We start from the raw sequence: 25360 nt of genomic DNA on the forward strand, positions 1-25360 counted from the left end.
TGGGGCAGCTGGGACCCGGGCGGTGGGCTCCCGTTCATCACGGGCTCCCGTTCATCACGGGCTCCCGTTCATCACGGGCTCCCGTTCATCACGGGCTCCCGTTCATCACGGGCTCCCGTTCATCACGGGCTCGGGTTCATCACGGGCTCGACTCCGTACGTGAGCCCACCGCGGATTCGACCCGGCTCCGCGGATTCGAACCGGTTCCACAGGCTCGACCCGGCTCCGCGGACTCGACCCGGTTCAGTGCTCGCCGCGCCCGGCGACTCCAGGCCCGTCCCCGGGCCCAGCCCCCGTCCCGGTCCCGGTCCCCGTCCCCGTCCCGGTCCTCGCCCCCGCCCCCGTCCCGCCCAGGGCACCGTCGCCCCTGACACCGTCACCTCTGGCACCGCCCCCGCCGCCGTCCTCCCCCGCCCGGTCCGCCGCCGAGGCCGCCGCCAGGTCGCGGCGGGAGACGGTGCCGAGCTTGTGCATCGCGCGGGCGACATGCTGCTCGACGGTGCGGTGCGAGAGGTGCAGGGTGCTCGCTATCTCGCGGTTGGTGAGACCGGAGGCGGCGAGTTCGGCGACCTCGCTCTCGCGCGGGGAGAGCCGGTCCCCGTACGAGGGCCTGCCCGGCGCGCGGCGGCGCTCCTCGGCGGGCTGGTGCTCGCGCAGCGCGGCCCGCGCCCTGGCGGCGTCCCAGACGGCCCCCAGCTCGGTGAACCCGGCGACGCAGCCGTCGAGTTCGGCCAGTGCGCGGTCCGGCGCACCCGAGGGCGCCCCGCCCTGCCGACGCCGCCCGCCGCCGGTGCCCGAGGGCTCGCCCTCCCCGTCGGGTAGCGCGGCGAGTACGCACCGGGCCGCGCCCTCCGCGGTGAGCGCGGCGGCGTACGGGCGGGGCATCTTGCCGTAGGCCGCGGCCGCCCGGCGGTAGTGGCCCGCGGCCTCGGTCAGCGCGCCGGCGGCCTCGGCGAGGGCGGCCCGGGACCAGCTCAGGGAGGCGGTCGCGGCCGGGGCGTCGAGCCCGTCGAGCCCCGCGGCGAACTCCTCGGCCATGGCACGGGCCGCCGCCGCGTCCCCGTCCCTGGCCACCGCCTCGACCGCCCAGGGCGCCAGCTCCGCCGCCCAGACCCACACCCCCTTGTCGGCGATTCCCGCCCAGGCCTTGCGGGCGATCCCGGCCGCGGCGGCCGGGTTCTCCCGGACCAGCTCCAGGCGTATCAGCGCACCGGCGACGGCCGCCGACAGCGGGGCCGGGGCCGCGCCGGGCGGGGAGGCCTGCTCCCCGGAGAGCCAGGACAGGGCGCGGCCCCACTCGCCGCGGGCGAGGGCGAGCAGGCCGAGCACCATCCGGGCGTCGGCGGAGATCACCGGCATGTCGGCGGTGGCCTCCACGAAGGCCTCGCAGCGCTCGGTGAGCCCGGCCCACCGCCCCGTGGCCCACTCCAGCTGGAGCCGGGCCCCGAGCGCGGTGTGCTCGGTGTAGGGGGCGCCGCTGCGCGCGGCCAGCTCCTGGCCCTCGGCGAGCAGATCGACGGCGCGGGAGTAGTGGCCGAGCCAGACCGAGGAGTCGGCGGCGTTGCACAGGCCGCGGGCCGCGTGCTGGAGGCAGCGCGGGTCGGTGCTGTCCACCGGCAGCGTCTTGAGCAGGTCCACCGCGCCCGGGTCGCCGTAGCTCATGGCGAGGCTCGCCCGGCCCGCCGCGACCGCCGCCCGCACCGCCACGTCGCCGCTGTCGGCCGCCGCCTCCTCGGCGCCGTCCATCCACTCCTGGTGGGTGGCGAGCGAGGAGATCGGCCAGTACGGCATGGCGAGGGCGGACATGGCGCGGGCGGAGAGGTCGGGCCGCTGCTCGCGCAGTTCGTCGGAGGCCCGCTCCAGCTCGCCCCAGCCCTCGACGCCGAGCCCGACCTGGTTGCAGAGCAGCAGGCCGAGGTCGAGCCGGACCTCGCCGCGCACCACCGCGGGCAGGTCCTCGTCCTGGACGATCTGGGTGAGCACCTGCACCGTCTCGTCCGAACGCAGCCCCACCACCGCGCTGCGCGAGAGCATCGGCGCCAGCCGCCCGCGGGCCCGGGGCGGCACCGCGGCGGAGGCCAGGGTGCGTTCGAGCAGGGCGATCGCCTCCGGGTGGCGCCCGGCGGCGGTGGCCTCGGTCGCCGCCCGCTCCACCGCCCTCAGCCAGCCCTTGACCCGGCCGCAGGCCCGCCGGTGCCGGGCCACCGCCGCCCACGGCACCGGCTGCCTGCGCACCAGCACCTCCGCGGCCCGCGCGTGCAGCTGCTCCCGTACGGGGGCGGGCAGGCTCTCCCGGACCGGCCCCGCGGCCAGCGGCACCGGCAGCCCGTAGGCGTACTGCCCGCCCTCCTCGCCCCGCGCCACGAGCGCCGCACCGGAGAGCGCGGCGAGCAGCGCGAGATGCCCCTCGACGGGACTCAGCCCGGCCACCGCGAGCAGTTCGTCCCCGCGCACCGGCTCGTCGAGCACCCCGGCCGCGCCGACCACCATCCGGTACGGGGCGGGCAGCGCGGCGGTGCGCCCGAGTATCAGCTCGGCCAGGCGGACCGGGACTCCGGCGGCGTCCACCTCGGCCGCCGTGATCGTCTGGCGGGAACTCTCGCGCAGCACCGCGAGCAGGTCGACCACCACCTGCGCCACCCCACCGGAGACCTGGTGCAGCCGCCGTACGGCCCCCGCGGTGGCGCGGTCGCCGAGCACCTCCTCGGCGGCCCGGCGGACCCGGTCCTCGTCCCAGGGCTCCAGGCGATGCCGGAGCGCCGTGAACTCCGGTGCCGTCCGGGGCGGCGGCGCACCCAGCGGCAGTCCCGGCTCCGCCAGCTCCTCGGGACGGTAGGCCAGCACCACCGCCACCAGCCGCGACGCGGGCCGGGCGAGCACCCCGCGCAGCCGATCGAGCAGCTCCGGCTCGGCCAGGTGCACATCGTCCACGGCGAGGAGGACGGGGTCCCCTGTGGATCGGTGGTCCGGGGTGCGGCGGTCGGAGAGCTGCCGGTCCGGGGGGTGCCGGTCGGAGAGCTGCCGGTCCGAGGACTGCCGGTCGGAGAGCTGCCGGTCCGGGGGGTGCCGGTCGGAGAGCTGCCGGTCCGAGGACTGCCGGTCCGAGAGCTGCCGGTCCGAGGACCACCGATCCGCCGACTGCCGATCCCCGGGCCGCCGGTCCCGGGACTGCCGATCCTGGGACCGGCGATCCCCGGACTGGCGATCCTGGTACTGCCGATCCCCGGACAGCCGATCCTCCGGCCGCCGCTGCCCCCGGGACCCACCCGCGGCACCCGGCGTACCCGGGCCACCCCGAGCACCCGGATCCCGCAACCCGTCCAAGGAACCCGAAGCACGCAGAGCCTCAGCAGCATCCGGCAAGCCCGGCGCCCTGGGCGCCCCCGCGGCCCCTACGGCCTCCAGGCCACCCGACTCCGCATCCCGCGTCCCCTCTCCCTCCTCATCTCCGTCTCCTTCATCTCCCCCATCTCGCCCACCTCGCCCGTCTCCCGGCCCCGGAGGACGGGGAACCCCAGACCCACCCCACCACCGCACCACCCGGACCCCCGCGGACTCGGCCCGCGCGCACAGCCGCCGCAGATACGTGGTCTTGCCCGCCCCGGCCACGCCCTCCACGAGCAGCAGCACCGGGGCTCCGCCCGCACCGACCTCGGCGCCGCCCGCGCGCTCCCAGGCGCGCCGCAGGCTCCGCTCGGCAGAGGTCTCCTCGACGGTGGCCACACCGCTCCCTAGCTGTTCACCCGGCACTTCCGGCTTGTTTACGTATCCGTAGTCCAGTCTGCCCTGATTGCTGCCCCCGTGTCGTGCCCCCAGCATGGGACTACGGATCCCCCTCTCGACCGAGGGCCTCTCGCCGAGGACATCGGGAGCACCGCGCGAAGGACGTCCGGCCGAGGGCTTGCCGCCCAGGGCACCGCGTCCCGCGCCTCGCACCGGTGCGATCGCGAGAGAGCACGAGGAGTCCCGCCTCCCGCGGACCACGGGCGGCACCGGGGGACCCGGCAGTCCCACGCTGGAGAGCCGCATGACCACCGGAGCGCATCCGCCCCCCGTGCCGGCACGGGGGCACCCCGCAGACCCGCCGTCCGACCACGCCCTGTGCACCCTGGCGGCCACCCCGGAGGCGCCGACCGTGATGCGCCGCTTCGCCGGAGCCATGGCCCGCCGGTGGGGCCTGACCGGGCACACCTGCGAATCCCTCGCCCTGGTCGTCACCGAGCTGGTCACCAACGCGGTCCGGCACAGCGGCAGCCCCGTCGTCACCCTGCGCCTCAGCTCCGGCGAGGGCACCCTGCGCGCCGAGGTGCACGACATCGGCCGCTGGAGGCACGCCCCCGTCCCCGCCCAGGGCCCCGGCGACGGCTACCCCCGCTGCGGCCGGGGCCTCGCCCTGGTCCGCGCCCACACCACCCGCACCGTCGCCCGCCTGACCACCACCGGCACCACGATGCTGGCGGAGTTCGTCACCCCGGCCGACGGCGCCCAGTCGCCGCCGCCCCCGCGCACCGGCCTGGTGACCACCCCCCGACGCCCCCACGACCCGCTCCTCTGATCCTCCCCTCGCCCCTGACCCCTTACGGACCCGTGACGTCCCCCGCGCGCCGCCCGCCGTACCGGCACCGCCGTCCTACGGTGGCCGGATGCGCGTACTGGTCACCGGCGGCGCCGGATTCATCGGATCCCACATCGTGGCGGAACTGCTCGAAGCCGGGCACGAACCCCTCGTCCTCGACGCCCTGCTGCCCTCGGCCCACGGCGACCGGCCCCCCGCGCCGCACCCCGGGGTCCCGCGGCTCACCGCCGACGTACGGGACCCGGAGGCGGTGACCGCCGCGCTGCGCGGGGTGGACGCCGTCTGCCACCAGGCCGCGATGGTCGGCCTCGGCAAGGACTTCGCGGACGCCCCCGACTACGTCGGCTGCAACGACCTCGGCACCGCGGTCCTGCTCGCCGCCGCCGCGCGGGCCGGGGTGAAGGCCCTGGTCCTCGCCGGGTCGATGGTGGTCTACGGGGAGGGCCGCTACACCTGCCCCGCGCACGGCACCGTCCGCCCGGGCCCGCGCGCCGTCGCCGACCTCGACGCCGGACGCTTCGAGCCCGGCTGCCCCGACTGCGGTGAACCGCTGACCCCCGGGCTGGTCGGCGAGGACGCCCCCACCGACCCCCGCAACGTCTACGCCACCACCAAGCTCGCCCAGGAGCACCTCGCCGCCGCCTGGGCCCGCTCCACCGGCTCCGCGGCCGTCTCGCTGCGGTACCACAACGTCTACGGACCCGGCATGCCCCGCGACACCCCGTACGCGGGAGTCGCCTCCTTCTTCCGCTCGTCCCTCGCGAACGGCAGACCGCCCCAGGTCTACGAGGACGGCCGCCAGCGCCGCGACTTCGTCCACGTACGCGATGTGGCCCACGCCAACGTCCTCGCCCTGAGCGCCCTGCACGCGGGCGGCGGGGCCCCCTTCACCGCGTACAACACCGGCAGCGGCGACCCGCACACCATCGGCGAGATGGCCACCGAACTCGCCCGCGCCCACGGCGGCCCCGACCCGGTCACCACCGCCGCGTACCGCCTCGGCGACGTCCGCCACATCACCGCCGACTCCACCCGCCTCCGCACCGACCTGGGCTGGCACCCCCGCATCACCTTCACGGAGGGCATGAAGGAGTTCGCGGGAGCGAGGCTGCGGGGGGACGCCGAGCGAACCGGCTGACCGCCTTGCTGTCCCGCCGCCGGGCTCAGTCCCGCCGCGCGCGCGGGAGCGAGTCGGCCGCCGCGGGTTCCGAGGCGGGGGCGGGTTCCGAGGCCGGGGCGGGGATGGGCGCGGGCGCCTGGCCGACGGCGGAGGGCTCGTCGAAGAGGGCATCGGCGCGCGTCGCGGTGAGGGCGCGCTCCAGCCACCGGTCGAGGAGAACGGGGTCGGCACAGCCTGCCATCCGCTCGCGGACGTCCTGGGACACCTCGACGCCCCGCAGCTCCAGCACCCGGACCACCACCGCGGCCTTCGCCTCTACGGCGCCGTCCTCCTTGCCCTCCAAGTAGGCCAGCTCCCGGTAGGTACCGCGGCCGGGAAAGTAGGTGACCACGCTCATCAGCTTCCTCCAGGTGGGCCTCAGGTCACTGCCAGAAGATCTCTTCCACGATGATCTGCGGATCTTCCGTGCGCCGTACGAAGGTGTAGATCAGCCAGCCGTGGCCGCCGTCGAAGAGGAAGACGCGGGCGCCCTTCGGATCGCTGGAGCGCACGGGTTCCACCCGCATGCCGGTGGGGAGACCCGTGTCCGTCTCGATGCCGCGAAAGTAAGGGTCGTCGGCCGTGACCAACTCGGCGCGTACGGCATCGACGATCTTGCGTGCCTGCTCGGGCAGTACGTCCCGTGCGGCCTGGGCCTTGAGGGTCCAGTCCATCTGCCAGGGCGGACCCATGAAGCCGTCGTCGATCACTGACCGGGCTCCAGGCGTTGCACCTGATGCCGGATGTGGGACGCCGCTTCGAGGAGGGACCTGGCCTCGGTCAGGTCGGTTGACTCGGACGCGCGGTGTTCGAGGTCCGTGACATGCGCGTCGAGCTTCGGGTCACGGGCGATCGCGTACTGGCCCCACCAGCGGGCCATGAAGGCGGGCACGGTGCTGATGTCATAGGTCTCGGCGACCGCCCAGCGCCAGTGGCTGTCGAAGTCCGCGAGGAGCGCGGGGGCGTGCTGCGCGATCGCCTCGCGGAGGGCCTTCGGATTGCGCTCGGGCATGGGCGGGACGGCCGGTGTGTGTTCCGCCGCGTGAGCAGTCATGACCGGTCGTCCTCCTTTGTGCCGCTGCAGATCTTCGCTTTCCCGACCATAGCTCTCCGCGCCCTTGCGGTGTGAGCTGTCCGCCGCCCGTCCCTCAGGCCCCCTCGCCCCCGAAGCGCTCCTTGTACGAGTCCAGTTCCTCTTCGGTGATCTTGGCGAAGAGGACCGGGGGCACCGTGAAAGGGGTGCCCGCGGGGACGGTGTCCAGGGTGGTGGCCTGGGTCGGGGTGATCCAGGTGGCGGTGTCGTCGGGGAGGGTGAAGGCGGTGCGCATGGCGGCGGCGGAGGCGGGGATGAAGGGCTCGGAGACCACCGCGTACAGGTGGATGAGGTTCATCGCGGTGCGCAGCGTGAGGGCGGCGGCGTCCTGGTCGGTCTTGATCTCCAGCCAGGGGGCCTTCTCCTCCAGGTAGGAGTTGCCCGCGGACCACAGGGCGCGCAGCGCGGCGGCCGCCTTGCGGAACTGCAGGGCCTCCATCTGCTCCTCGTACTCGGCGAGCAGCCGGGCGATCTCGGTGCCGAGCCTCGCCTCCGCCTCGCCCGCCTCGCTGCCCGCGGGGACCGTCTCGCCGAAGCGCTTGCGGGAGAAGGACAGGACCCGGTTGACGAAGTTGCCGAGGGTGTCCGCCAGGTCCTTGTTGACGGTGGCGGTGAAGTGCTCCCAGGTGAAGGAGGAGTCGTCGGACTCGGGGGCGTTGGCGATCAGGAAGTAGCGCCAGTAGTCCGCGGGGAGGATCTCCAGTGCCTGGTCGGTGAAGACGCCGCGCTTCTGCGAGGTGGAGAACTTCCCGCCGTAGTACGTCAGCCAGTTGAAGGCCTTGACGTAGTCGACCATCTTCCAGGGCTCGCGGACGCCCAGCTCGGTGGCCGGGAACATCACCGTGTGGAAGGGGACGTTGTCCTTGGCCATGAACTGGGTGTAGCGGACGTCCGCGGCCTCGTACCACCAGGACTTCCAGTCGTGCCCGGCGCTCTCGCCCGCCGCGTCGGACCACTCCTTGGTGGCGCCGATGTACTCGATCGGGGCGTCGAACCAGACGTAGAACACCTTGCCCTCGGCGGCCAGTTCGGGCCAGGTGTCCGCCGGGACCGGGACGCCCCAGTCCAGGTCGCGGGTGATCGCGCGGTCGTGCAGGCCCTCGGTCAGCCACTTGCGGGCGATCGAGGTGGACAGCTGCGGCCACTCGGGGGCGGCCTCGGAGGTCTGCGCCACCCAGGCCTCCACCTCCTGCTGGAGCTTGGACTGGAGCAGGAAGAGGTGCTTGGTCTCGCGGACTTCGAGGTCCGTGGAGCCGCTGATGGCGCTGCGCGGGTCGATCAGGTCGGTCGGGTCGAGCACCCGGGTGCAGTTCTCGCACTGGTCGCCGCGGGCCTTGTCGTAGCCGCAGTGCGGGCAGGTGCCCTCGACATAGCGGTCCGGCAGGAAACGGCCGTCCGCGGGCGAGTAGACCTGGCGGATCGCGCGCTCCTCGATGAAGCCGTTCTCGTTCAGGCGGCGCGCGAAGTGCTGGGTGATCTCGGTGTTCTGCGGGCTGGAGCTGCGGCCGAAGTAGTCGAAGGCGAGCGCGTACCCGTCGTAGATCGCCTTCTGCGCCTCGTGCGCCTGGGCGCAGAACTCGTCGACCGGCACGCCCTGCGCCTTCGCGGCCAGCTCGGCGGGGGTGCCGTGCTCGTCGGTGGCGCAGATGTAGAGGACGTCGTGCCCGCGCTGGCGCAGGTAGCGGGAGTAGACGTCCGCCGGGAGCATCGACCCCACCATGTTGCCCAGGTGCTTGATCCCGTTGATGTACGGAAGGGCGCTGGTGATGAGGTGTCGAGCCATCGGGGGCTGCTCCCAGGTCGTTACGTGGAGTGACGAGCGGCGGGTGCCGGAATCTCGTCGTACGAACCCCGAAATCGTAGCCGACATGCGGGGGCCGCCCGCTCCTGGATTTACGGTGCGGACGGCCTCCGGGACGCTGTGTGACGCCGGTGCTCAGGCGCTCAGCCGGTGGCCGGCTTCCAGTGGGCGAGCAGGCCCTCGTACAGTTCCGCGTCGGTCAGCTCGCGCGGGGCCGGGCCGGCGTGGAAGAAGGCGGCGTTCGGGACGTCGAGCTTGCGCAGGTAGTCGAAGCCCTTGGCCTCGTGCTCGCCGAAGGCCACGAACTGGAAGAACAGCGGCAGCCGCTCGGCCGCCTTCAGCGCCGCGGTGGCCGGGCCCTTGGTGTCCGGCGGACCGTCGGTCTGGAAGACGACGAGGGCCGGTGCCTTGCCGCCCTCGGCCTTCTCGTACTTCTTGTGCTGCGCGACGATCTCCTCGATCGCGGCGTGGTAGCTGGTGCGCCCCATCCGGCCGCACTCGGCGTGCAGCGCGTCGACGCGTCCCTCGAAGGAGTCCGGGGTCAGCTCGCCGGTGCCGTCGATCTCCGTGGAGAAGAAGACGACGGGCACGGTCGCCGCCGGGTCGGTGTGCGCGGCCAGCGCGAGCACCTGCTCGCCGAGCGCCTGCGCCGAACCGTCCTTGTAGTACGGCCGCATCGAACCGGACCGGTCCAGTACGAGGTAGACCCGCGCCCGCACCCCGCTCAGCCCCCGGTCGGCGAGCACCTGCGCGGCGGCGGTGTGGGCTCCGGTGAGGAGGGGGGAGAGGGAGGGGGAGGGGGAGGGGGAGGGGGAGGGGGAGGGGGTGGTGGTTTTGGTGTCCGTGCCGGTACCGGTGTCGGTGTCCGTGCCGGTGCCGGTGTCGGCAGGGGCTGAGGGGGATTCGTCGGCCGCGGCCAGGGGGGCGGCTCCGGGGCCGGGGGAAGGCTCCGGTTCGGGGGCTGCCTCGGGTTCGGGGGTGGGCTCCGGCTCCGCTGCCGCGGTCGGCTCGGGGGATGCCTCCGGCTGCGGGGTCGGCTCGGCCTCCGGTTCGGGCTTCGCCTCCGGCTCCGCAACTACCGCCCCGGCAGCCTCCGTTGAGGCCTGCTCGGCAACTTCCGCCCCGGCAGGCTCCGTTGAGACCTGCTCGGCAGCCTCCGTCGAGGCGTCCCCGGCCGGGGCGTCCACGACCGGATCCTCCACCGCCTGAGGCGAGGCCTCCTCCTGAGGCGAGACCTCCGCGTCCTCCGCACCCGGAACCGGCTCTTCGGCCCCCGAAGTCGACTGCCCCGCACCCGACTTGGGCTCGCTCACGGCAGGCTCCGCAGCCGCCGCGGGCTCAGCGGACTCCGCAACCTCCACGGCCTCCGGCGTCTTCGCGGACTCCGCGGCCTTCTCCGACTCCGCAGCCTCCACGGGCTTCGCGGGCTCGGCGGACTCCGCAGCCTCCGCCTCCACCCCTTCCCCCCGCGGCGCCCCCTGCTTCGGCACCGTCACGTTGTCGAAGGCCGCGGCGACCAGGTCGTCGGCGACCGAGGCGTCCCGGGAGGCGCCGGACTCGGTGCTGCGGCGCGCGGCCGGAACCGTGGTGCCGGACGCCGCACCGGCGGACGCCGGGGTGCCCGCGCTGCCGCCGCCGGTACGGCCGGTGCCCGTACCGCTGCCCGTACCGCCGCTGCCCGTACCGCCGCTGCCCGTACGGACGTTGTCCGAGCCGCTGCCCGCGCTGTCGGCGCGCGCGGGCTCCTCGGCGGCGGCCGGTGCGGCGGTGCCGGTCGGCTCGGTGGTGCCGGGTGCCTGTTCGGCGGGGCGACCCTTGCGGGAGCGTGTGAAGGTGTTCCGCAGGCGGCTGAAGATGCCCATGTGCGCGACCCTTTGCGTGCTTTGTTTCCCGGGATGCCTGGCAAACCCTGGCCAGGGCGGACACGTAAGGTTAGCCGCCGCTGTCGGCGATCTTGGCCGGGGTACGGGCGGGGAGCGGGCCCCGAAACCGGGGGCCGGGCGGGCGCGCTCCCCGGTCGCGCCCGGAACACGGTCTGGCCGCGCGTTCACCTCGTATTCATTCCGCGGTTCACGCAGGGCCCGTTGGCGCCCCTAGCGTCTGGCCGAAAACAGCCGGAATCCAGCCAGGGCCGCGCATCTCGCGCAGTGTTCCGCGGGCGCTCCGGTCTTCGGCCGGTGCGGAGCGTACCGGCGAATGTGCGCGACTACGGAGGCGCAAGTGCGCAAACAGCTGCCGATCATCACCTCGCACCAGGGCGGCCGGTCCGCGATGACCTGCCGGTTCCGGTGCGGGGACGCCTGCTTCCACGAGGTGCCCAACACCAGTGGCAACGCCTACGTGGGCGAGGTCATCGCCGGGGCGCTGAGCCGCCGTTCGATGGTGCGGGCCGCGGCCGTGGTCACGGTCGCCGCCGCCGCGGGCGGTGCCGTGCTCGGCGCGGGCGCGGGGGACGCGAGCGCCGGACCGGTGGACGGCCGGGCCGGCGGTCAGGACGGTCACGGCCCAGGGAAGCACCACGGCGGGGACGGGGCGCGCGGGCTGCGGTTCGCGCCGGTCGCGCCGAACACCGACGACCGGGTGACGGTCCCCGAGGGCTATGCGCAGAACCTCGTCATCAGCTGGGGCGAACCGATCCTGCGCGGCGCCCCCGACTTCGACCCGGAGCGGCAGTCGGCGAAGGCGCAGGCCGGGCAGTTCGGCTACAACAACGACTTCCTCTCGCTGCTGCCGCTGCGCGGCGAGCGGTGCCGCCAACTCCTCGTCGCCAACCACGAGTACACCGACGAGATCCTGATGTTCCGCGACTACGACGATCAGCGGCCGACCCGCGAGCAGGTGGAGATCGCCTGGGCCGCGCACGGGCTCTCGGTGGTCGTGGTGGAGGAGGAGCACCGCGGCGGGCTGCGCGCGGTGCGCCGCCACCAGCTGAACCGGCGGCTCACCGTCACCAGCGAGTTCCGCCTCAGCGGCCCGGCCGCGGGCAGCGAGCTGGTGCGCACCAAGGCCGACCCGCACGGCACCACGGTCCTCGGCACCCTCAACAACTGCTCGGGCGGCACCACCCCGTGGGGCACCACGCTGCACGGCGAGGAGAACTTCAACCAGTACTTCGCCAACGCCGAGAAGGTCACCGACCCGGACCGGGCCGCGCGGCTCAAGCGGTACGGGGTCGTCGGCGGCGCCTCCGAGCGGCGCTGGGAGGAGTTCGACGAGCGCTTCGACCTGCTCAAGGAGCCGAACGAGATCAACCGCTTCGGGTACGTGGTCGAACTCGACCCGTACGACCCGGGGTCCACCCCGCGCAAGCGCACCGCGCTCGGCCGCTTCAAGCACGAGGGCGCGCAGCCGCGGCTGACCCGCGACGGGCGTCCGGTGGTCTACCTCGGCGACGACGAGAAGTTCGACTACTTCTACAAGTTCGTCTCCGCCAAGCGGATGCGGCACGGCGGCGGCCGCGCGGCGCACGCCCACAACCTGACCCTGCTCGACGAGGGCACCCTCTATGTCGCCAAGCTGACCGGCGACTCCCCCGCCGGGTCGATCGACGGCTCCGGGAAGCTCCCGGCGGACGGCGAGTTCGACGGCGGCGGCGAGTGGATCCCGCTGGCGACGGCGGGCCCCGAGGGCGCCGTCTCGCATGTCGAGGGGATGAGCGCCGAGGAGGTCTACGTCTTCACCCGCTTCGCCGCCGACAAGGCGGGCGCCACCAAGATGGACCGCCCCGAGGACATCGAGCCCTCCCCCAAGACCGGCAAGGTCTATGTCGCGCTCACCAACAACACCGACCGCGGCAAGGAGGGCAAGGCGGGCCCCGACGAGGCCAACCCGCGCAACCTCAACAAGCACGGCCAGATCCTGGAGCTGACCGAGCACCGCGAGCGCCCCGAGGCCACCCGCTTCGCCTGGTCGCTCTTCCTGGTGGCCGGTGACCCCGAGGACCCGGCGACCTACTTCGCGGGCTTCCCGAAGGACCGGGTGAGCCCCATCTCCTGCCCGGACAACGTGGCCTTCGACCCGCACGGCAACCTGTGGATCTCCACCGACGGCAACGCCCTCGGCACCCACGACGGCCTCTTCGGCGTGGCCACCCGCGGCGAACGGCGCGGCGAGCTGAAGCAGTTCCTCACCATGCCCAAGGGCGCCGAGACCTGCGGCCCGCTGGTCCAGGACCGGCATGTGCTCGTCTCCGTGCAGCACCCGGGCGAGGTCGACGGCGCCACCGTCGACAAGCCCGCGAGCCAGTGGCCGGACGGACCGGGTTCGTATGTGCGGCCCTCGGTGGTCTCGGTCTGGCGCGCGGACGGCCGCGGCATCGGGGTCTGAGATCGGCAAGGGAATCCCCTTCCCTGCCGGTTCCCCGCAGGGGAGTTCGGGAGAGTTCCGCCGGGTCGCGCGCGGTGGCGGTGCCGAGGCCGTGAGGGCATCGCCGCCGGGCGGCGGCGTTTGCGGACGCGTGGATTCGCTCGGGGCCGGAGGGCAACCGGGCGACGTGGCGGCCTCTCCGGGGATGACCTTGCAACCGAAGGGGAGAGCGGCGAGGCGAAACGGTTCCCTGCCCGGGCGGGGGCGGTAAATCCTTGCGAGTGGCCGGTGCGGGGCGCGCGGGGGCCGTCCCTGTACCTACGGCGCCGACGCGCGGTCGGGCGGGCGGGCCGCCTTCGCCTTCGCCGCAGGGAACGCCTTCCCGACGTCCCTGCCCCCGTCCCCGTCCCCGTCCCCGCCCCCGGACCGCTCGGCGTCCTCCGCCTCCAGGAGCGCCCGGTACTCCGGCGCCTGCCAGGCCGCCTCCCAGTACGCCTCCTCCAGGTGGCCGTAGACCGCGTCGAGGTCCTCCTCGGTGCGGGCCGCGAGCAGCAGCCGTACGCCGATGGGGTCGCCCGCGATGCGGCGTATCGCGGTGCCGGGGCGGGCCTGGGCGGTGGGCTGGATGACGGTGACGACCTCGCCGATGGCGACCAGCTGGGCGGCGGTCATGTAGTCGCCGTGCAGCAGGGGCGGGTCGAGCCGGGCCTCGCGCAGCACCCGGGAGAGGCCGTCCCACTCGCCGTCCACGGTGGGGTCGACCATCCAGCGGTCCTCGGCGAAGTCGGAGAGTTCCACCACGGACTTGGCGGTGGCCGGGTGGTCGGCGCTGAGCGAGAGGAACTGCGGTTCGCGGGCGATGAGTTCGCGCACCGCGAGGCCGCCGGGGAGGTTCAGCATCGTGGTGCCCTCGACCTCGTGCACGAAGGCGATGTCGATCTGGCAGGCTGCCACCATCCGCAGCAGGGAGTTGCCGGAGACGTCCATCTGGAGGGTCGGCTCACCGGCCGTCTCGCTGGTGCGCAGCCGCCTCAGCCAGGCCGGCAGGGCCACGCTCGCGGTGGAGCCGATGCGCAGCTGCGGGCCCCCGGCCCGGGCGGCGGCGGCGCGGCTCTCGGTGACCAGTGCGAGCATGTCGGCCACCAGCGGCCGGGCGCGGCTGAGCACGACGCGGCCGAGCGGGGTCGGGCGGCAGCCGGTGCGTTCGCGGGTGAAGAGCTGGCCGCCCAGGGCCTGCTCGATCCGGCGCAGCTGGGTGCTCATCGAGGGCTGGGCCATGCCGAGCTCGCGCGCCGCCTTGTGCAGGCTGCCGTGATCGGCGATGGCGGTCAGCACGCGCAGGTGCCTCACCTCGAGCTCCATGGCTGTGAGCGTAGGGCCGCCCGGGCCCCCCGCACCAGATATACAAATCGGGCCTTATCCGCCCCAGTTGCCCGGGGATAGCCGGAAGCTATCGATGTTTGCCATCATCCCGGCGGCCCGAGGTTCGTTGAAACTCCCTACCAACCGTTCTCGCCCCCACCCAAGAACGAGTAGGAGTCCCCCCACCATGAAGCTTTCCCGTCGTTTCGTCTCCGCTTCCGCCGGTATCGCGCTGACCGCCGGTGCCCTCGCCGCCTTCGGTGCCGCCCCCGCCGGTGCCGCCCAGGCGCCGACCGCCACCACCTCGGCCGCCGCCTACCAGGGCTCGAAGGCGGAGGCGAAGGCGAACGCGGCCTTCTTCGAGGCCGTGATGAAGTCGGTCGCCGAGAAGCGCGCCGAGAACCCGGGCATCAAGGCCGTCACCGTCACCTACGACGCCTCCGGTGCCCCGACCTTCGCGTCGCAGATCGCCTCCTCCACCAGCATCTGGAACAGCGCCGTCGCCAACGTCCAGCTCCAGGAGGGCTCCAACGCCGACTTCGAGTACCGCGAGGGCAACGACCCCCGCGGCTCGTACGCCTCGACCGACGGTCACGGCAGCGGCTACGTCTTCCTCGACTACGCGCAGAACGAGGAGTACGACTCCACCCGCGTCACCGCCCACGAGACCGGTCACGTCCTCGGTCTCCCGGACACCTACGACGGCCCGTGCAGCCAGCTGATGTCCGGCGGCGGCCCCGGCACGTCCTGCACCAACTCGCAGCCCGACTCCGCGGAGCGCTCGCAGGTCGAGCAGCTGTGGGCCAACGGCTTCGAGAAGGCGCTGCACAAGGTCAACGCGCGCTGACCCCGGGCTCCACGCCCACGGGTCCGTAGACCGAACCCACCCCCCACAAGTGCGGGCCGCCCTCTCCAGGGCGGTCCGCGCTGCCGTTTCCGTCCCGGCCCGGTCCCCCGAGCCGGGACGGAGGGCGACCGCTCCCCGGAGCGGGCGTCGGCTCAGGCCCCGGTTCCCGCCCCCGTCCCCGCCGGGAGCCGGTCGAGGAATTCCGCGAGCGCCGCGTTGAAGGCCTCGGGCCGCTCCAGGTTCGGCAGGTGGGCGGCGCCCTCCACGACGGTGAGCGCGGAGCCGGGCACCGCGGCGTGCAGGGCCCTCGCCCCGGCGAGGGGAGTGAAGCCGTCCTCGCGGCCGACGACCACCAGCACGGGAACGGCGGTACGGGCCAACAGCTCCCGGTAGTCGGGGCGTTCGGCCCGGCCGCGCAGGGCGGCGGCCGCGCCCACCGGGTCCGCGGAGCACATCATCCGGTGCACGTGGGCGGCCACCGCCTCCTCGGCGCCCGGGGCGACCATCCGGTACAGGACCTCGTCGGCGTATCCGCGCATGCCCTCGCGCAGCAGCCGGTCGGCCGCCCGGTGGCGTGCGGCGCGGCCGGCCGGGGACTCCGCCTCCGGGGAGGTGTCGGCGAGGACCAGTCCGTCGATCCGGTCCCCGAACCGCCGCAGGCACTCCATCGCGATCTGCCCGCCCATCGAGAGCCCGGCGAGCACGAAGCGGCGGACGCCGAGTTCGTCGAGGAGGGCGCGGATGTCCTCGGCGAAAGTGGAGAGACGTACGGCACCGGGAGTGACAGGTGAGTCCCCGTACCCGCGAAGATCAGGGGTGAGGACGCGATGGGTGGCGGCGAAGGCCGCCCGCTGCGGGGCCCACATGGACCGGTCGAAGGGATGACCATGGACGAGGACGAGCGCCTGACCTGCGCCTTCGTCCTCGTATGCGAGGAGGGGAGCCATGGGTGCGACCCTAGGCGGCCCCGCTGACTCGGTGCAATGAAAACATTGCGCTCGGTGCGATATCGCCGGGTGCGAACCCGGCGAAACCGGGAGTGAACGGGGAAACGGGGAGTGCGACATGGAGGACTACCGGCGGATAGCCGACCGGGTGGCCGAGGAGATCGCCGCGGGCGTGCTGCGGCCGGGCGACCGGCTGCCCCCGCAACGCGCCTTCGCCCGCCGCCGCCATATCGCCGTCTCGACCGCGGGCCGGGTCTACGGCGAACTGGTGCGCCGCGGCCTGGTCGTCGGCGAGGTCGGGCGCGGCACCTTCGTACGGGCCGCGCCGGTGCCCAGCGGGCGCCCGCTCACCGAGGCGTCCACCCTGGTCCCGGTCAACCTCGAACTCACCTACCCGGTCGCGCCCGGCCAGTCGGAGCTGCTCGCCGCCGGACTCGCCCCGCTGCTGCGGCCCGACGTCCTGGACCTGGCCACCCGTACCGCACCGGCCGCCGGGACCGCCCAGGCCCGGGAGGCCGTGGCCGCGCTGCTCGCCGCCGGCTCCTGGCGGCCCGAGCCCCGGCAGCTGCTCTTCGCGGGCAACGCCCGGCAGGCCATCGCGGGCGCCCTCTCCGCGCTGTGCGCGCACGGCAGGCCGGGCTCCGGCGCCGGGGCGCGGATCGCCGTGGAGCAGCTGACCTATCCGCTGGTGAAGGAGATCGCCGACCGGCTCGGCATCATCCTGGTGCCGGTCGCCATGGACGCCGAGGGCATGCGCCCGGACGCCCTGGGGACCCTGCACCGCACCGCCCCGCTCAGCGGCGTCTACGTCCAGCCCACCCTGCACAACCCGACCTCGGTCACCGCCTCCGCCGGACGCCGCGAAGAACTCGCCCGGACCATACGGGAGTTGGGGCTGCCCATCGTGGAGGACCGGATCTGGTCCTTTCTGCACGAGGACGAACGGCCGCCGCTCGCCGCCTTCGCCCCCGAGCGCACCTATGTGGTCGACGGCCTCTCCAAGCGGATCGCCCCCGGCCTGACCGCGGGCCTCCTGGTGACCCCCGCCGAGCCCGCCGTCTGCTCCCCGCCGATCGGCGACGTGGCCGCCGTGCTGCGCTCCGGCGGCTGGACCGCCTCCCGCTTCGCCCTGGAGGCGGCGGTGCGCTGGCTCGCCGACGGCACCGTGCAGCGCCTGGTGGTCGCCAAGCGCGCCGACGCCGCCGGGCGCCAGCAGCTCGTCGCCCGCGAACTCGGCGAGTTCCGCGTCCACACCGACCCGCACGCCTACTACGCCTGGTGGGAACTGCCGGCCCCCTGGCGCGCCGACCGCTTCGCCGCCGCGGCCGCCGAACGCGGCATCGCCGTCACCCCCGGCTCCGCCTTCGCGGTCGGCCCCCAGAGCGCCCCGGACGCGGTCCGCCTGGGCCTCGCGAGCGCCCCTCGCCCGGCGCTGGCGGCGGCCCTCGGGACACTGGCGGAGCTTGCCCGGAGCTGAGTCCGGGGGAGGTCGCGGGAGCGGGTCTCGCGGGGGCGGGTCAGGGTCGCGCGGGTTCCGGGCGGCTACGGCTCACGCCCCCCGCCGGTCCCCTCCGCGTCCCGGGCCCGGGACCGCCGGGCGGCCCGGTAGCCGTACCCCGCCGCGCCGAGGGCGAGGAGCAGGCCGAAGCCGAGCAGCCACCAGTCGGCGGTGCGCAGCGAGGAGGTGAGGGCGTCGTAGACCGCGCCGACGGCGTCCCGGGGCACGTCCGGCGGGAGTTCGCCGAGGGTCATCCGGCGGCCGATGCCGGTCATGATCTGCACGGCCGCCGCGCCGAGCGCGATGCCGAGGCCGGTGCCCGCGACGGCGACCGCCCGGCGCGGGGCGAGCGCGATGCCGCCCGCCGCGAGGACCAGCGAGGCCAGCGGCAGCCAGACGCCGACCGCCTCCAGGAAGTCGGTGAGCGCCCGCACCTGGGCGAGGTCGTCCGCGCGCAGCACGGTGACCCGGTTCTCGCGGACCGGGATGTTGTCCGCGAAGGGCACCCCGTCCGCCTCCAGCTGCGCCTTCAACTGCCGTACCAGCGGCGCGAGTTCGATGGTCACCTCGCCGCCCTCCTCGCCGCGCAGGGCCTGCAGTACGGCCTTGTGGGCGGCGCGGTTGGCGGCGTCCCAGGCGTTGCGGTAGGCCTCGGTGGTGGAGAAGGAGCGGACCGCCTGGTGGACGTAGCTGTCCACCGCGTCCTGCAGCGAACCGGTGTCCACCTCCTCGTTCACCGCCCGGGCGACCGCGTCCGAGACCGCGGTGCGCACCGCCGGGTTCTCGGCCAGCGGCGCCATGGTGTCGACGTACCGCTCCTGGTCCGCGAGCTGGAAGCGGCCCCAGAGGGAGACGGTGCCGAGCGGCAGGGCGAGGCAGGCCGCGGTGAGCAGCACCGCCGCCAGCACTCCGCGCAGGATCCGGGACACGGTTCCAGCCAAGAGGTCCCGGGGCGGCGGTGCCAGCCGGAACACGGCATACGGCGGTCAGGTCCACCGGAAGGGGAGGTCGGGGCCACCTGAACAGGAGGGGCGTGCGGCGATCGGCCCACGCGCCGCCCCACGAACGCGCCCCATGTCGGGCGCTGTCCGCCCGGCGTCCTCCTCAGCGCCACGTTCCGCCCGTATGGTGACCGCCGCCGCGGCCCTCCACCCGGCCCCGCCGGGCACCCGCGCCGTCCTGCCCGTTCCCGCTGCTCCCCTCCATCCCCCCTGCCCGTTCGCCCCCGTCTCCGTTCCCGCTCACCTCCATCCCCCTGCCCGTTCGCACCCGCCCCCGCCACCGTCTCCGTCTCCGTTCCCGTTCGTCCCCGACCGGCCGCAGAGCCGCTGCGGCGAGGAGGATCCCCATGAAGCGCCGAGCATTCGTCACCACCGCCGTCGTGACCGCCGCCGCGGGCGCGGCGGGCGCGTTCACCCTCGCCGACGGGCGGCGACCGTCCGCGGATCCCGGTTCCCCGGCCGCCGACGGCAAGCCCGCCGAGGCCGCCGACGCGGACCGCCGGGCGGCCCGCCGGCTGCTGCCCCGCCACGCCGACCAGGTGCGCTTCGCCCCGCTGCCCGCGACCGGCGGCCGGGACGCCTTCCGGGTCTCCGGCACCGAGGGCGACATCCTGGTCGAGGGGACCACCGCGGCGGTACGGCTGCGCGGCCTGTACTGGTACCTCGCCCACCTCGCCCGGGCCAACCTCACCTGGGCCGGGGAGCAGACGGACCTCCCCGCGCGGCTGCCCGCCGTCGGCACCCCGCTCGCCCGCACCGCCAACGTCCCACACCGCTTCGTCCTCAACGACACCAACGACGGCTACACCGGCCCGTACCACGACTGGGCCTACTGGGAGCGCGAGATCGACCTGCTCGCGCTGCACGGCTACAACGAGGTCCTGGTCTACGTCGGGGCCGACGCGGTCCACCACCGGCTCTTCCAGGAGTTCGGCTACACCGACGCGGAGGTCCGCGCCTGGATCCCGGGCCCCGCCCATCAGCCCTGGTGGCTGCTGCAGAACATGTCGGCCTTCGGCGGCCCGGTCTCCCGCCAGCTCCTGGACCGCCGCGCCGCCCTGGGCCGCCGGATCTGCGAGCGGCTGCGCGAACTCGGCATGACCCCGGTCTTCCCCGGCTGGTTCGGCACCGTCCCGCCCGGCTTCGCCGACCGCAACCCGGGGGCGCACCTGGTACCGCAGGGCGAGTGGGCGGGCTTCGCGCGCCCCGACTGGCTGGACCCGCGCGGCACCCACTTCCGCGCCGTGGCGAAGGCCTACTACCGCCTGCACGCCGAGCTGTTCGGCGCCTCCACGCTGTACAAGATGGACCTCCTGCACGAGGGCGGAAAGCCCGGTGACGTACCGGTCGCGGACGCGGTCAAGGGCGTCCAGGGCGCCCTGAGGGCCGCCCACCCCGACGCCCTGTGGGCCGTCCTCGGCTGGCAGAAGAACCCCACCAAGGAGCTGCTTGCCGCCGCCGACCGCGACCGCGTCCTGGTCCTCGACGGCCTCTCCGACCGCTTCCCCGAGGTCAGCCGCCGCGAGGACGACTGGCTCGGCACGCCCTACGCCTTCGGTTCCATCTCCAACTTCGGCGGCCACACCGCGCTCGGCGCCAACACCCCCGACTGGTCCGCGCTCTACCACTCCTGGCTCACCCGCGCGGGCAGCCGGATGCGCGGCATCGCCCTGATGCCGGAGGCCGCCGACAACAACCCGGCCGCCTTCCAGCTCTTCTCCGAGTTCCCCTGGACCGAGGCGGGCCCCGACCTGAAGGAGTGGTTCTCCGACTACGCGCTGAGCCGCTACGGCGCCCAGGACCGCAAGGCCGCCGAGGCCTGGGACATCCTGCGCCGCACCGCCTACGGCACCACCCGCGCCGACCGCTGGAGCGAGCCCGCCGACTCCCTCTTCGCGGCCCGCCCCAGCCTGACCGCCACCACCGCGGCCAGCTGGTCGCCCAAGCAACTCCGCTACGACGCCGCCGAGTTCGCCCGCGCCCTGGACGCCCTGCTCGCGGTCGCCCCCGCCCTGCGCGGCTCGGCCGCCTACCGCCGCGACCTCCTCGACGTGGCCCGCCAGTGCCTCGCCAACGAGAGCCGCACCCGCCTGCCCGCCCTCAAGAAGGCCTACGAGGCCGCCGACCGCCCCGCCTTCGCCCGGCTCGCCGAGGCCTGGCTGGAGCGGATCACCCTGCTCGACACCCTGGTCGCCACCGACCCGGACCACCTCCTCGGCGGCTGGGTACGCGAGGCCCGCGCCTGGGGCGCCGACGAGGCCGAACGCGACCGCCTCCAGGAGGACGCCGTCACCCTGCTCACCACCTGGGGCGGCCGCCGCCAGGCCGGCGAGGGCAAGCTGCACGACTACGCCAACCGTGACTGGGCGGGCCTGGTCGGCGGCCTCTACCACCTGCGCTGGAAGACCTACCTCGACTCCCTCACCACCGCCCTCGACGAGGCCCGCGACCCCGAACCGATCGACTGGTACACCCTCGAACGCCGCTGGCTGGACACCGCCGGCCCCTGGCCGCAGAAGGCCACCGGGGACACCTACCGGGTGGCGGGGCAGGTACGCGCGGTGCTGAGGGCGGGGGTCAGAGGACGGTGAGGTCGAGGTCGAGGTCGAAGGAGAGTGCCGGGCGGCCGTACCCGTGCGTGCGGGTGCGGCCCTGCTCCCGCTACTCGGTCGTGTAGTAGCGGTAGAAGAAGGTGACGAAGGCCAGGGCGGCCACCGCGAGGGCCGTGCCCGCGCAGCGCAGGACCGAGATGCCGCTCTGGCTGTAGAGGAAGCCGACCGCGACACCCGTGAAGCCCGCCCAGCTCGCGGCGCGCAGCAGGGGTGGCAGCAGGTGGGCGATCTGGTGCAGGACCATGCAGGCCAGGGCCACGATCGCGCCGCAGACCACGCCGAACAGCACGTTCTCCAGGGTGGGCGGGCCGCCGTGCCGCCGGATGCTCGCGGCCCAGAGCCCGTAGAAGACGCCGAGCACCACGGGCAGGACCACCGCCCAGGCCGGTGAGGTGACGCGCTGCTGGGCGGCGCCCGAGTGGCTGCCGCGTACGTGCACTGCCTGCGCCATGACGCACTCCTCTCGCAGGGCCCCGGCCCGGGCTCCGCGGGCCTCGCCGGGCGGGCGGCTCGTCCTTCCAGAGCACACCCGGGGGCGGGGGGCGGCAAGTCGGGGTCCGGCTCCGGGCTGCCGGGACTCTGCCGGGATCCGAGCTGCCGCGACCTCGGCGGGACCCGGGCTGCCGCGACCTCGGCGGAACCCGGACTGCCGCGACCTCGGCGGGACCCGGGCTGCCGCGACCGGCCGGGTCCCTGGCCGCCGCGACCGGCCGGGTCCCGACGTACGCGCGGGACGGTGGGCGGGCCCGTTGCCCCGCGCGCCGCTCGTGCACGCCTGCGCGCCGCCCGCGCCCCAGGTGCACACTGGTGGACGTGCCCGCCCGCGGCCCGGCCGGACCGGTGGTCCCGTGCTGGCGGCGGGCCCCGCCGGTGCCCGCCGCCTCCTCGTCCCGCTGGGAAGGAGCAGGAGGAGCCAAGGAGGAGCCATGGAACTCGCCCCGCTCGCCCCGCTCTTCGACCGCCCGGGCCCCTGGGCCAGCGTCTACGCCGCCACCCCCGCCGGGCAGGAGGCGACCCCGGAGCACCGCGCCGCGCAGGCCCGCGAGGTGGCCGGGGAACTGGCCGCCCAGGGCGCCGACGAGGCGAACTGCCGGGCGGTACGGGAGGCGCTCGGCTCGGCGGCGTACGGGGCCGGGCACCCGGGGCGCGCGGTCTTCGCGGCGCGCGGCGAGGTGGTGCTCGACCCGCCGCTGACGCACCGCCCGCCGTTCACCACGGCGAGCACCTGGGCGCCGCTGCCGCACCTCGGCCCGCTGCTCGACTACGCGCCCGACGAGCCGCTCTGCCTGATCGCCTACCTGGACCGCGGCGGCGCCGACTTCGAGGTGCGGACGGCCACCGGGGGCGGCGGCACCGGCGAGGGCGCGGGCGGGGAGTGGCCGGTGCGCCGTACCTCCGCGGCCGACTGGTCGGAGCGGCACTTTCCGCTGGCCGAGCCGGGCCGGCCGGAGGAGGAGCAGAGCTGGGAGGAGAACGGCCTCGCCGTCGCGCGGGCGCTCCAGGAGTGCGTGGAGCAGACCGGTGCGGGCCTGGTGATCCTGGCGGGCGGGGCGCGGGAGCGCCGCTGGGTCCACGAGAAGCTGCCGCAGCACCTGCGGGCCTCGGTGGTGGAGACACCGCACGGCGGCCGGGGCGCCACCGCGAAGCTCGGTGACGCGGAGGTCGCCGAGGCCCGCGGCGCCCTCCTGGCCCGCCATACGCACGAGGAGCTGGACCGCTTCCTCGCCGCCCGCACCCCCGCCTCGGGCCGCGTCGACGCCACCGAGGGCGTGCCCGCGCTGATGGACGCGGCCCGCGCGCACCGCATCGCCGAACTCGTCCTGAGCCCCGGCGGCCCCGACACCCACCGCGAGGTCTGGGCGGGCCCGGAGCCGGACCAACTCGCCCTGCGGCGCGCCCAGGTGCAGCACTTCGGCGCCGGCGAGCCCTTCCCGGCCCGCGCCGACGACGCCCTGCTGCGCTCCGCCGCCATGTCCGGCGCCGAGGTGATCCTCGTCCACCCGGAACCCGGCACCCCCGCCCCCCTCGGCGGTCTCGGCGCCCTCCTACGCTGGCCGGACGGCAGCCCCCGGGGACGCGCGGCGGGCCCGGAGCCGCTCTAGCCTTTTCCCATGGAGCCGCTGGAGCCACTGGGGCCGCCGGAGCCGTCGCAGCCGTCGAGGCTGAGGCCGCCGGAGCCGCGCGGTTCGGCAGCCGCCGGGCGGGGGTACGGGGCAGCCGCCGGGCGGGGGTTCGCCGTACGGCACAGGTTCTCCGTACGGCACGGGTTCTCCGTACGGCCGGAGCATTCCGTACGGCGAGAAGTGTCCGTACGGCCTCAGCGGTCCGCTCGGCGGCAGCGGGCCGCCCCATGGCAGCAGTCCGCCCGGTGGCAGGGGTTCGCCCGGTGGCAGGGGTTCGCCCGGGTGTGGCCGCGGTCCGCGCGGGGGCGGGTGGCCGGGTGGTCGTGGCTGCGGGGGCAGGGGCCGGTGCTGCTCGTGGTCGCCGTGGGCGGGGCCGCCGGGGCCTCGGCGCGGTACGGGGCCGCGCTGCTCTGGCCGACCGGGCCCGCCGGATTCCCGTGGACCACACTGCTCGTCAACGTCACCGGCTGCGCCCTGATGGGGATCCTGATGGCCCTCATCACGGAGGTCCGCTCGGTGCACCCGCTGGTACGCCCCTGTCTCGGCACCGGCGTACTCGGCGGCTTCACCACCTTCTCCACCTACGCCGCCGACATCCAGCGCCTGACGCAACGGGACCGCCTGCCCCTCGCCCTGGCGACCCTCGCCCTCACCCCGGCCGGGGCCCTGCTCGCGGTCTGGTCGGCCGCCGCGCTGACCCGCGCCCTGCTGGCCCGGGTGCGCGGCCGGGGACGACCGGGACCGGCATCGAGACCGGCATGAGGAGCACCGGCCGGGAGGGACAGGCAACAGCCATGAGGAAGCTTGAGGAAGGGCGGTGTGGCGAACCGGAGGCTCAAGGGCTCACGACACCGGGAGGAAGCGCCATGACACCGGAGGCGGACGACGGACGGCAGGGCGTACGGGAAGCACCGGATGCGCGGGGCGCGCAGGACGCCCGGGATACGCGGAGGGAGGCCTGGGATGCGCCGAGCGGAACGCGGGAGGACTGGCCCGTGCGGGCCGGGCTGCGGCTGACGGTGCTGGTCGGGGAGAGCGACCAGTACCGGCACCGGCCGCTGTACGCGGAGATCGTGCACCGGGCGCACCAGGCCGGGCTCGCCGGGGCCAGCGTCTTCCGGGGCATCGAGGGCTTCGGCTCCTCGTCCCTGGTGCACACCCAGCGACTCCTCTCGCTGAGCGAGGACCTGCCGGTGGCCGTGGTGATCGTGGACGCGGCGCAGCGGGTACGGGAGTTCCTGCCGCGACTGCGGGGCCTGGTGCCGGAGGGCACGGCCGTACTCGACGCCTGCGAGATCGTGGCACTCGACGGGGCGGGAGCGGCGGGCCCGGCGGAGGGAGAGGGGACGCCACTGACACCCGAGACGCCCACGACACCTGAGACGCCGGGGACGCCGGGGACGCCGGGGACGCCGGGGACGCCGGGGACGCCGGAGACACGGAAGACGCCGGGTGAAGCCCCCGGCACCGGCGCGCACGGTTGGCACAGTGGGCGCAGGTCGCACAGACCGCACAGGTGGCGCGGCGGCCACGGGTCAGGGTCACCAGGCGCCCACGGAGCACACGGGGCACACGCCGACGAGGCCGGCACCGCCGACGAAACCGACACCGACACCGCCGACGACACGGAGCCGCCCGCGTGAACTGGCTGCTGGTGATCGCGGGCGCGCTGGTCGGGGCGCCGCTGCGGCATCTGACGGACCGTGCGGTGCAGACCCGTCACGACTCCGTCTTCCCGTGGGGCACCCTCACCGTCAACGTCGCCGGAAGTCTCGTCCTCGGCCTGCTGACCGGCGCCGTCAGCGCGGGCGCCGCCTCCTCCCGGCTCGCGCTGCTGCTCGGCACCGGACTGTGCGGCGCCCTCACCACGTACTCGACCTTCTCCTACGAGACCCTCCGGCTGGCCGGGCCCGGTACCCGGCTGCTCGCCCTCGCCAATGTCGGCGGCACGCTGGTGGCCGGGCTCGCGGCGGTGTTCGCGGGGGTGGCGCTCGGCGAGGTGTTCTGGGAGTGAGGCGGCCCGGTCCCAGGGCCCA

General features: G+C 74.8%; 19 protein-coding genes and 1 pseudogene. 10 read left to right on the plus strand and 10 right to left on the minus strand.

Annotation, left to right across the window (positions count from 1 at the left end):
* Positions 1 to 243: 243 nt before the first annotated feature.
* Complete coding sequence (locus tag HFV08_RS07025; RefSeq protein ID WP_312885441.1) at positions 244 to 2931, minus strand: LuxR C-terminal-related transcriptional regulator; 2688 nt, start codon at positions 2929 to 2931, stop codon at positions 244 to 246.
* 1096 nt (positions 2932 to 4027) lie between these two features.
* Between HFV08_RS07025 and HFV08_RS07030 the strand changes: the two genes are divergently transcribed.
* Both HFV08_RS07030 and HFV08_RS07035 read left to right on the plus strand, forming a co-directional pair.
* The gene (locus HFV08_RS07030) at positions 4028 to 4555 is read left to right on the plus strand and encodes an ATP-binding protein (protein ID WP_168536905.1); all 528 of its coding nucleotides are present in this window, start codon (positions 4028 to 4030) and stop codon (positions 4553 to 4555) included.
* Between the two features lie 88 nt (positions 4556 to 4643).
* Positions 4644 to 5714, plus strand: coding sequence for an NAD-dependent epimerase/dehydratase family protein (locus HFV08_RS07035; RefSeq protein WP_168536907.1), 1071 nt, complete (start codon positions 4644 to 4646; stop codon positions 5712 to 5714).
* Between the two features lie 25 nt (positions 5715 to 5739).
* Here the strand turns inward: HFV08_RS07035 and HFV08_RS07040 are convergent, their stop codons facing one another.
* The 5 genes from HFV08_RS07040 to HFV08_RS07060 form a co-directional block, all read right to left on the minus strand.
* Entirely contained in the window at positions 5740 to 6093 is a 354-nt protein-coding gene (locus HFV08_RS07040; RefSeq protein WP_210429943.1) for a hypothetical protein, read from the minus strand.
* Between the two features lie 25 nt (positions 6094 to 6118).
* Positions 6119 to 6445, minus strand: a complete 327-nt coding sequence (locus HFV08_RS07045) for a hypothetical protein (protein ID WP_312885442.1) — start codon at positions 6443 to 6445, stop codon at positions 6119 to 6121.
* Positions 6442 to 6789, minus strand: coding sequence for a DUF6247 family protein (locus HFV08_RS07050; protein ID WP_168536909.1), 348 nt, complete (start codon positions 6787 to 6789; stop codon positions 6442 to 6444). The genes HFV08_RS07045 and HFV08_RS07050 overlap by 4 nt, the downstream gene beginning before the upstream one ends.
* Positions 6790 to 6883: 94 nt before the next feature.
* On the minus strand, positions 6884 to 8611 hold the full coding sequence (gene metG / locus HFV08_RS07055) for a methionine--tRNA ligase (protein WP_168536911.1): 1728 nt from the start codon (positions 8609 to 8611) through the stop codon (positions 6884 to 6886).
* Between the two features lie 161 nt (positions 8612 to 8772).
* The gene (locus tag HFV08_RS07060; RefSeq protein ID WP_168536913.1) at positions 8773 to 10491 is read right to left on the minus strand and encodes a VWA domain-containing protein; all 1719 of its coding nucleotides are present in this window, start codon (positions 10489 to 10491) and stop codon (positions 8773 to 8775) included.
* 358 nt (positions 10492 to 10849) lie between these two features.
* On the opposite strand from HFV08_RS07060, the gene HFV08_RS07065 reads away from it, so the two are divergent.
* Positions 10850 to 12955 (plus strand): PhoX family protein, encoded by a 2106-nt coding sequence (locus tag HFV08_RS07065; protein WP_168536915.1) that lies wholly within the window; start codon positions 10850 to 10852, stop codon positions 12953 to 12955.
* Positions 12956 to 13252: 297 nt separating this feature from the next.
* On the opposite strand, the gene HFV08_RS07070 is transcribed toward HFV08_RS07065, so the two are convergent.
* Positions 13253 to 14296, minus strand: a complete 1044-nt coding sequence (locus tag HFV08_RS07070) for a LysR family transcriptional regulator (protein WP_168536917.1) — start codon at positions 14294 to 14296, stop codon at positions 13253 to 13255.
* A 187-nt stretch (positions 14297 to 14483) separates the two neighbouring features.
* Between HFV08_RS07070 and snpA the strand changes: the two genes are divergently transcribed.
* Entirely contained in the window at positions 14484 to 15143 is a 660-nt protein-coding gene (gene snpA / locus HFV08_RS07075) for a snapalysin (protein WP_168536919.1), read from the plus strand.
* Positions 15144 to 15295: 152 nt separating this feature from the next.
* On the opposite strand, the gene HFV08_RS07080 is transcribed toward snpA, so the two are convergent.
* Positions 15296 to 16090 (minus strand): alpha/beta fold hydrolase, encoded by a 795-nt coding sequence (locus HFV08_RS07080; protein WP_168536921.1) that lies wholly within the window; start codon positions 16088 to 16090, stop codon positions 15296 to 15298.
* 118 nt (positions 16091 to 16208) lie between these two features.
* Here HFV08_RS07080 and HFV08_RS07085 point away from each other — a divergent pair, with 118 nt between their 5' ends.
* The gene (locus tag HFV08_RS07085; RefSeq protein WP_168536923.1) at positions 16209 to 17567 is read left to right on the plus strand and encodes an aminotransferase-like domain-containing protein; all 1359 of its coding nucleotides are present in this window, start codon (positions 16209 to 16211) and stop codon (positions 17565 to 17567) included.
* A 65-nt stretch (positions 17568 to 17632) separates the two neighbouring features.
* Here HFV08_RS07085 and HFV08_RS07090 read toward each other — a convergent pair whose 3' ends face one another.
* The gene (locus tag HFV08_RS07090) at positions 17633 to 18517 is read right to left on the minus strand and encodes a hypothetical protein (RefSeq protein WP_168536925.1); all 885 of its coding nucleotides are present in this window, start codon (positions 18515 to 18517) and stop codon (positions 17633 to 17635) included.
* 413 nt (positions 18518 to 18930) lie between these two features.
* Between HFV08_RS07090 and HFV08_RS07095 the strand changes: the two genes are divergently transcribed.
* Positions 18931 to 21180, plus strand: coding sequence for an alpha-N-acetylglucosaminidase (locus HFV08_RS07095; protein WP_376770577.1), 2250 nt, complete (start codon positions 18931 to 18933; stop codon positions 21178 to 21180).
* A gap of 70 nt (positions 21181 to 21250) precedes the next feature.
* Here the strand turns inward: HFV08_RS07095 and HFV08_RS07100 are convergent, their stop codons facing one another.
* Positions 21251 to 21652: a hypothetical protein gene (locus HFV08_RS07100; protein WP_210429946.1), complete on the minus strand. Its 402-nt coding sequence runs from the start codon at positions 21650 to 21652 to the stop codon at positions 21251 to 21253.
* A 475-nt stretch (positions 21653 to 22127) separates the two neighbouring features.
* Here HFV08_RS07100 and HFV08_RS07105 point away from each other — a divergent pair, with 475 nt between their 5' ends.
* From HFV08_RS07105 to crcB (HFV08_RS07120), 4 genes and pseudogenes are all read left to right on the plus strand, one after another.
* Complete coding sequence (locus HFV08_RS07105; protein WP_168536929.1) at positions 22128 to 23303, plus strand: baeRF2 domain-containing protein; 1176 nt, start codon at positions 22128 to 22130, stop codon at positions 23301 to 23303.
* A 330-nt stretch (positions 23304 to 23633) separates the two neighbouring features.
* Entirely contained in the window at positions 23634 to 24086 is a 453-nt protein-coding gene (gene crcB / locus HFV08_RS31435; protein WP_312885443.1) for a fluoride efflux transporter CrcB, read from the plus strand.
* Positions 24087 to 24319: 233 nt separating this feature from the next.
* A pseudogene (locus HFV08_RS31440) lies at positions 24320 to 24670 on the plus strand (DUF190 domain-containing protein); the annotation flags it as partial.
* Between the two features lie 293 nt (positions 24671 to 24963).
* Positions 24964 to 25338: a fluoride efflux transporter CrcB gene (gene crcB, locus HFV08_RS07120; protein ID WP_168536935.1), complete on the plus strand. Its 375-nt coding sequence runs from the start codon at positions 24964 to 24966 to the stop codon at positions 25336 to 25338.
* Positions 25339 to 25360: the final 22 nt, after the last annotated feature.

The organism is Streptomyces physcomitrii (assembly GCF_012273655.1).
Taxonomy (GTDB): Bacteria; Actinomycetota; Actinomycetes; order Streptomycetales; family Streptomycetaceae; genus Streptomyces; species Streptomyces physcomitrii.

Coding starts and splice junctions, on each gene's coding strand:
- HFV08_RS07030 (WP_168536905.1), top strand. CDS start 4,028: ATGACCACCGGAGCGCATCCGCCCCCCGTGCCGGCACGGGGGCACCCC.
- HFV08_RS07035 (WP_168536907.1), top strand. CDS start 4,644: ATGCGCGTACTGGTCACCGGCGGCGCCGGATTCATCGGATCCCACATC.
- HFV08_RS07040 (WP_210429943.1), bottom strand. CDS start 6,093: ATGAGCGTGGTCACCTACTTTCCCGGCCGCGGTACCTACCGGGAGCTG.
- HFV08_RS07050 (WP_168536909.1), bottom strand. CDS start 6,789: ATGACTGCTCACGCGGCGGAACACACACCGGCCGTCCCGCCCATGCCC.
- metG (WP_168536911.1), bottom strand. CDS start 8,611: ATGGCTCGACACCTCATCACCAGCGCCCTTCCGTACATCAACGGGATC.
- HFV08_RS07060 (WP_168536913.1), bottom strand. CDS start 10,491: ATGGGCATCTTCAGCCGCCTGCGGAACACCTTCACACGCTCCCGCAAG.
- HFV08_RS07070 (WP_168536917.1), bottom strand. CDS start 14,296: ATGGAGCTCGAGGTGAGGCACCTGCGCGTGCTGACCGCCATCGCCGAT.
- snpA (WP_168536919.1), top strand. CDS start 14,484: ATGAAGCTTTCCCGTCGTTTCGTCTCCGCTTCCGCCGGTATCGCGCTG.
- HFV08_RS07080 (WP_168536921.1), bottom strand. CDS start 16,090: ATGGCTCCCCTCCTCGCATACGAGGACGAAGGCGCAGGTCAGGCGCTC.
- HFV08_RS07085 (WP_168536923.1), top strand. CDS start 16,209: ATGGAGGACTACCGGCGGATAGCCGACCGGGTGGCCGAGGAGATCGCC.
- HFV08_RS07100 (WP_210429946.1), bottom strand. CDS start 21,652: ATGGCGCAGGCAGTGCACGTACGCGGCAGCCACTCGGGCGCCGCCCAG.
- HFV08_RS07105 (WP_168536929.1), top strand. CDS start 22,128: ATGGAACTCGCCCCGCTCGCCCCGCTCTTCGACCGCCCGGGCCCCTGG.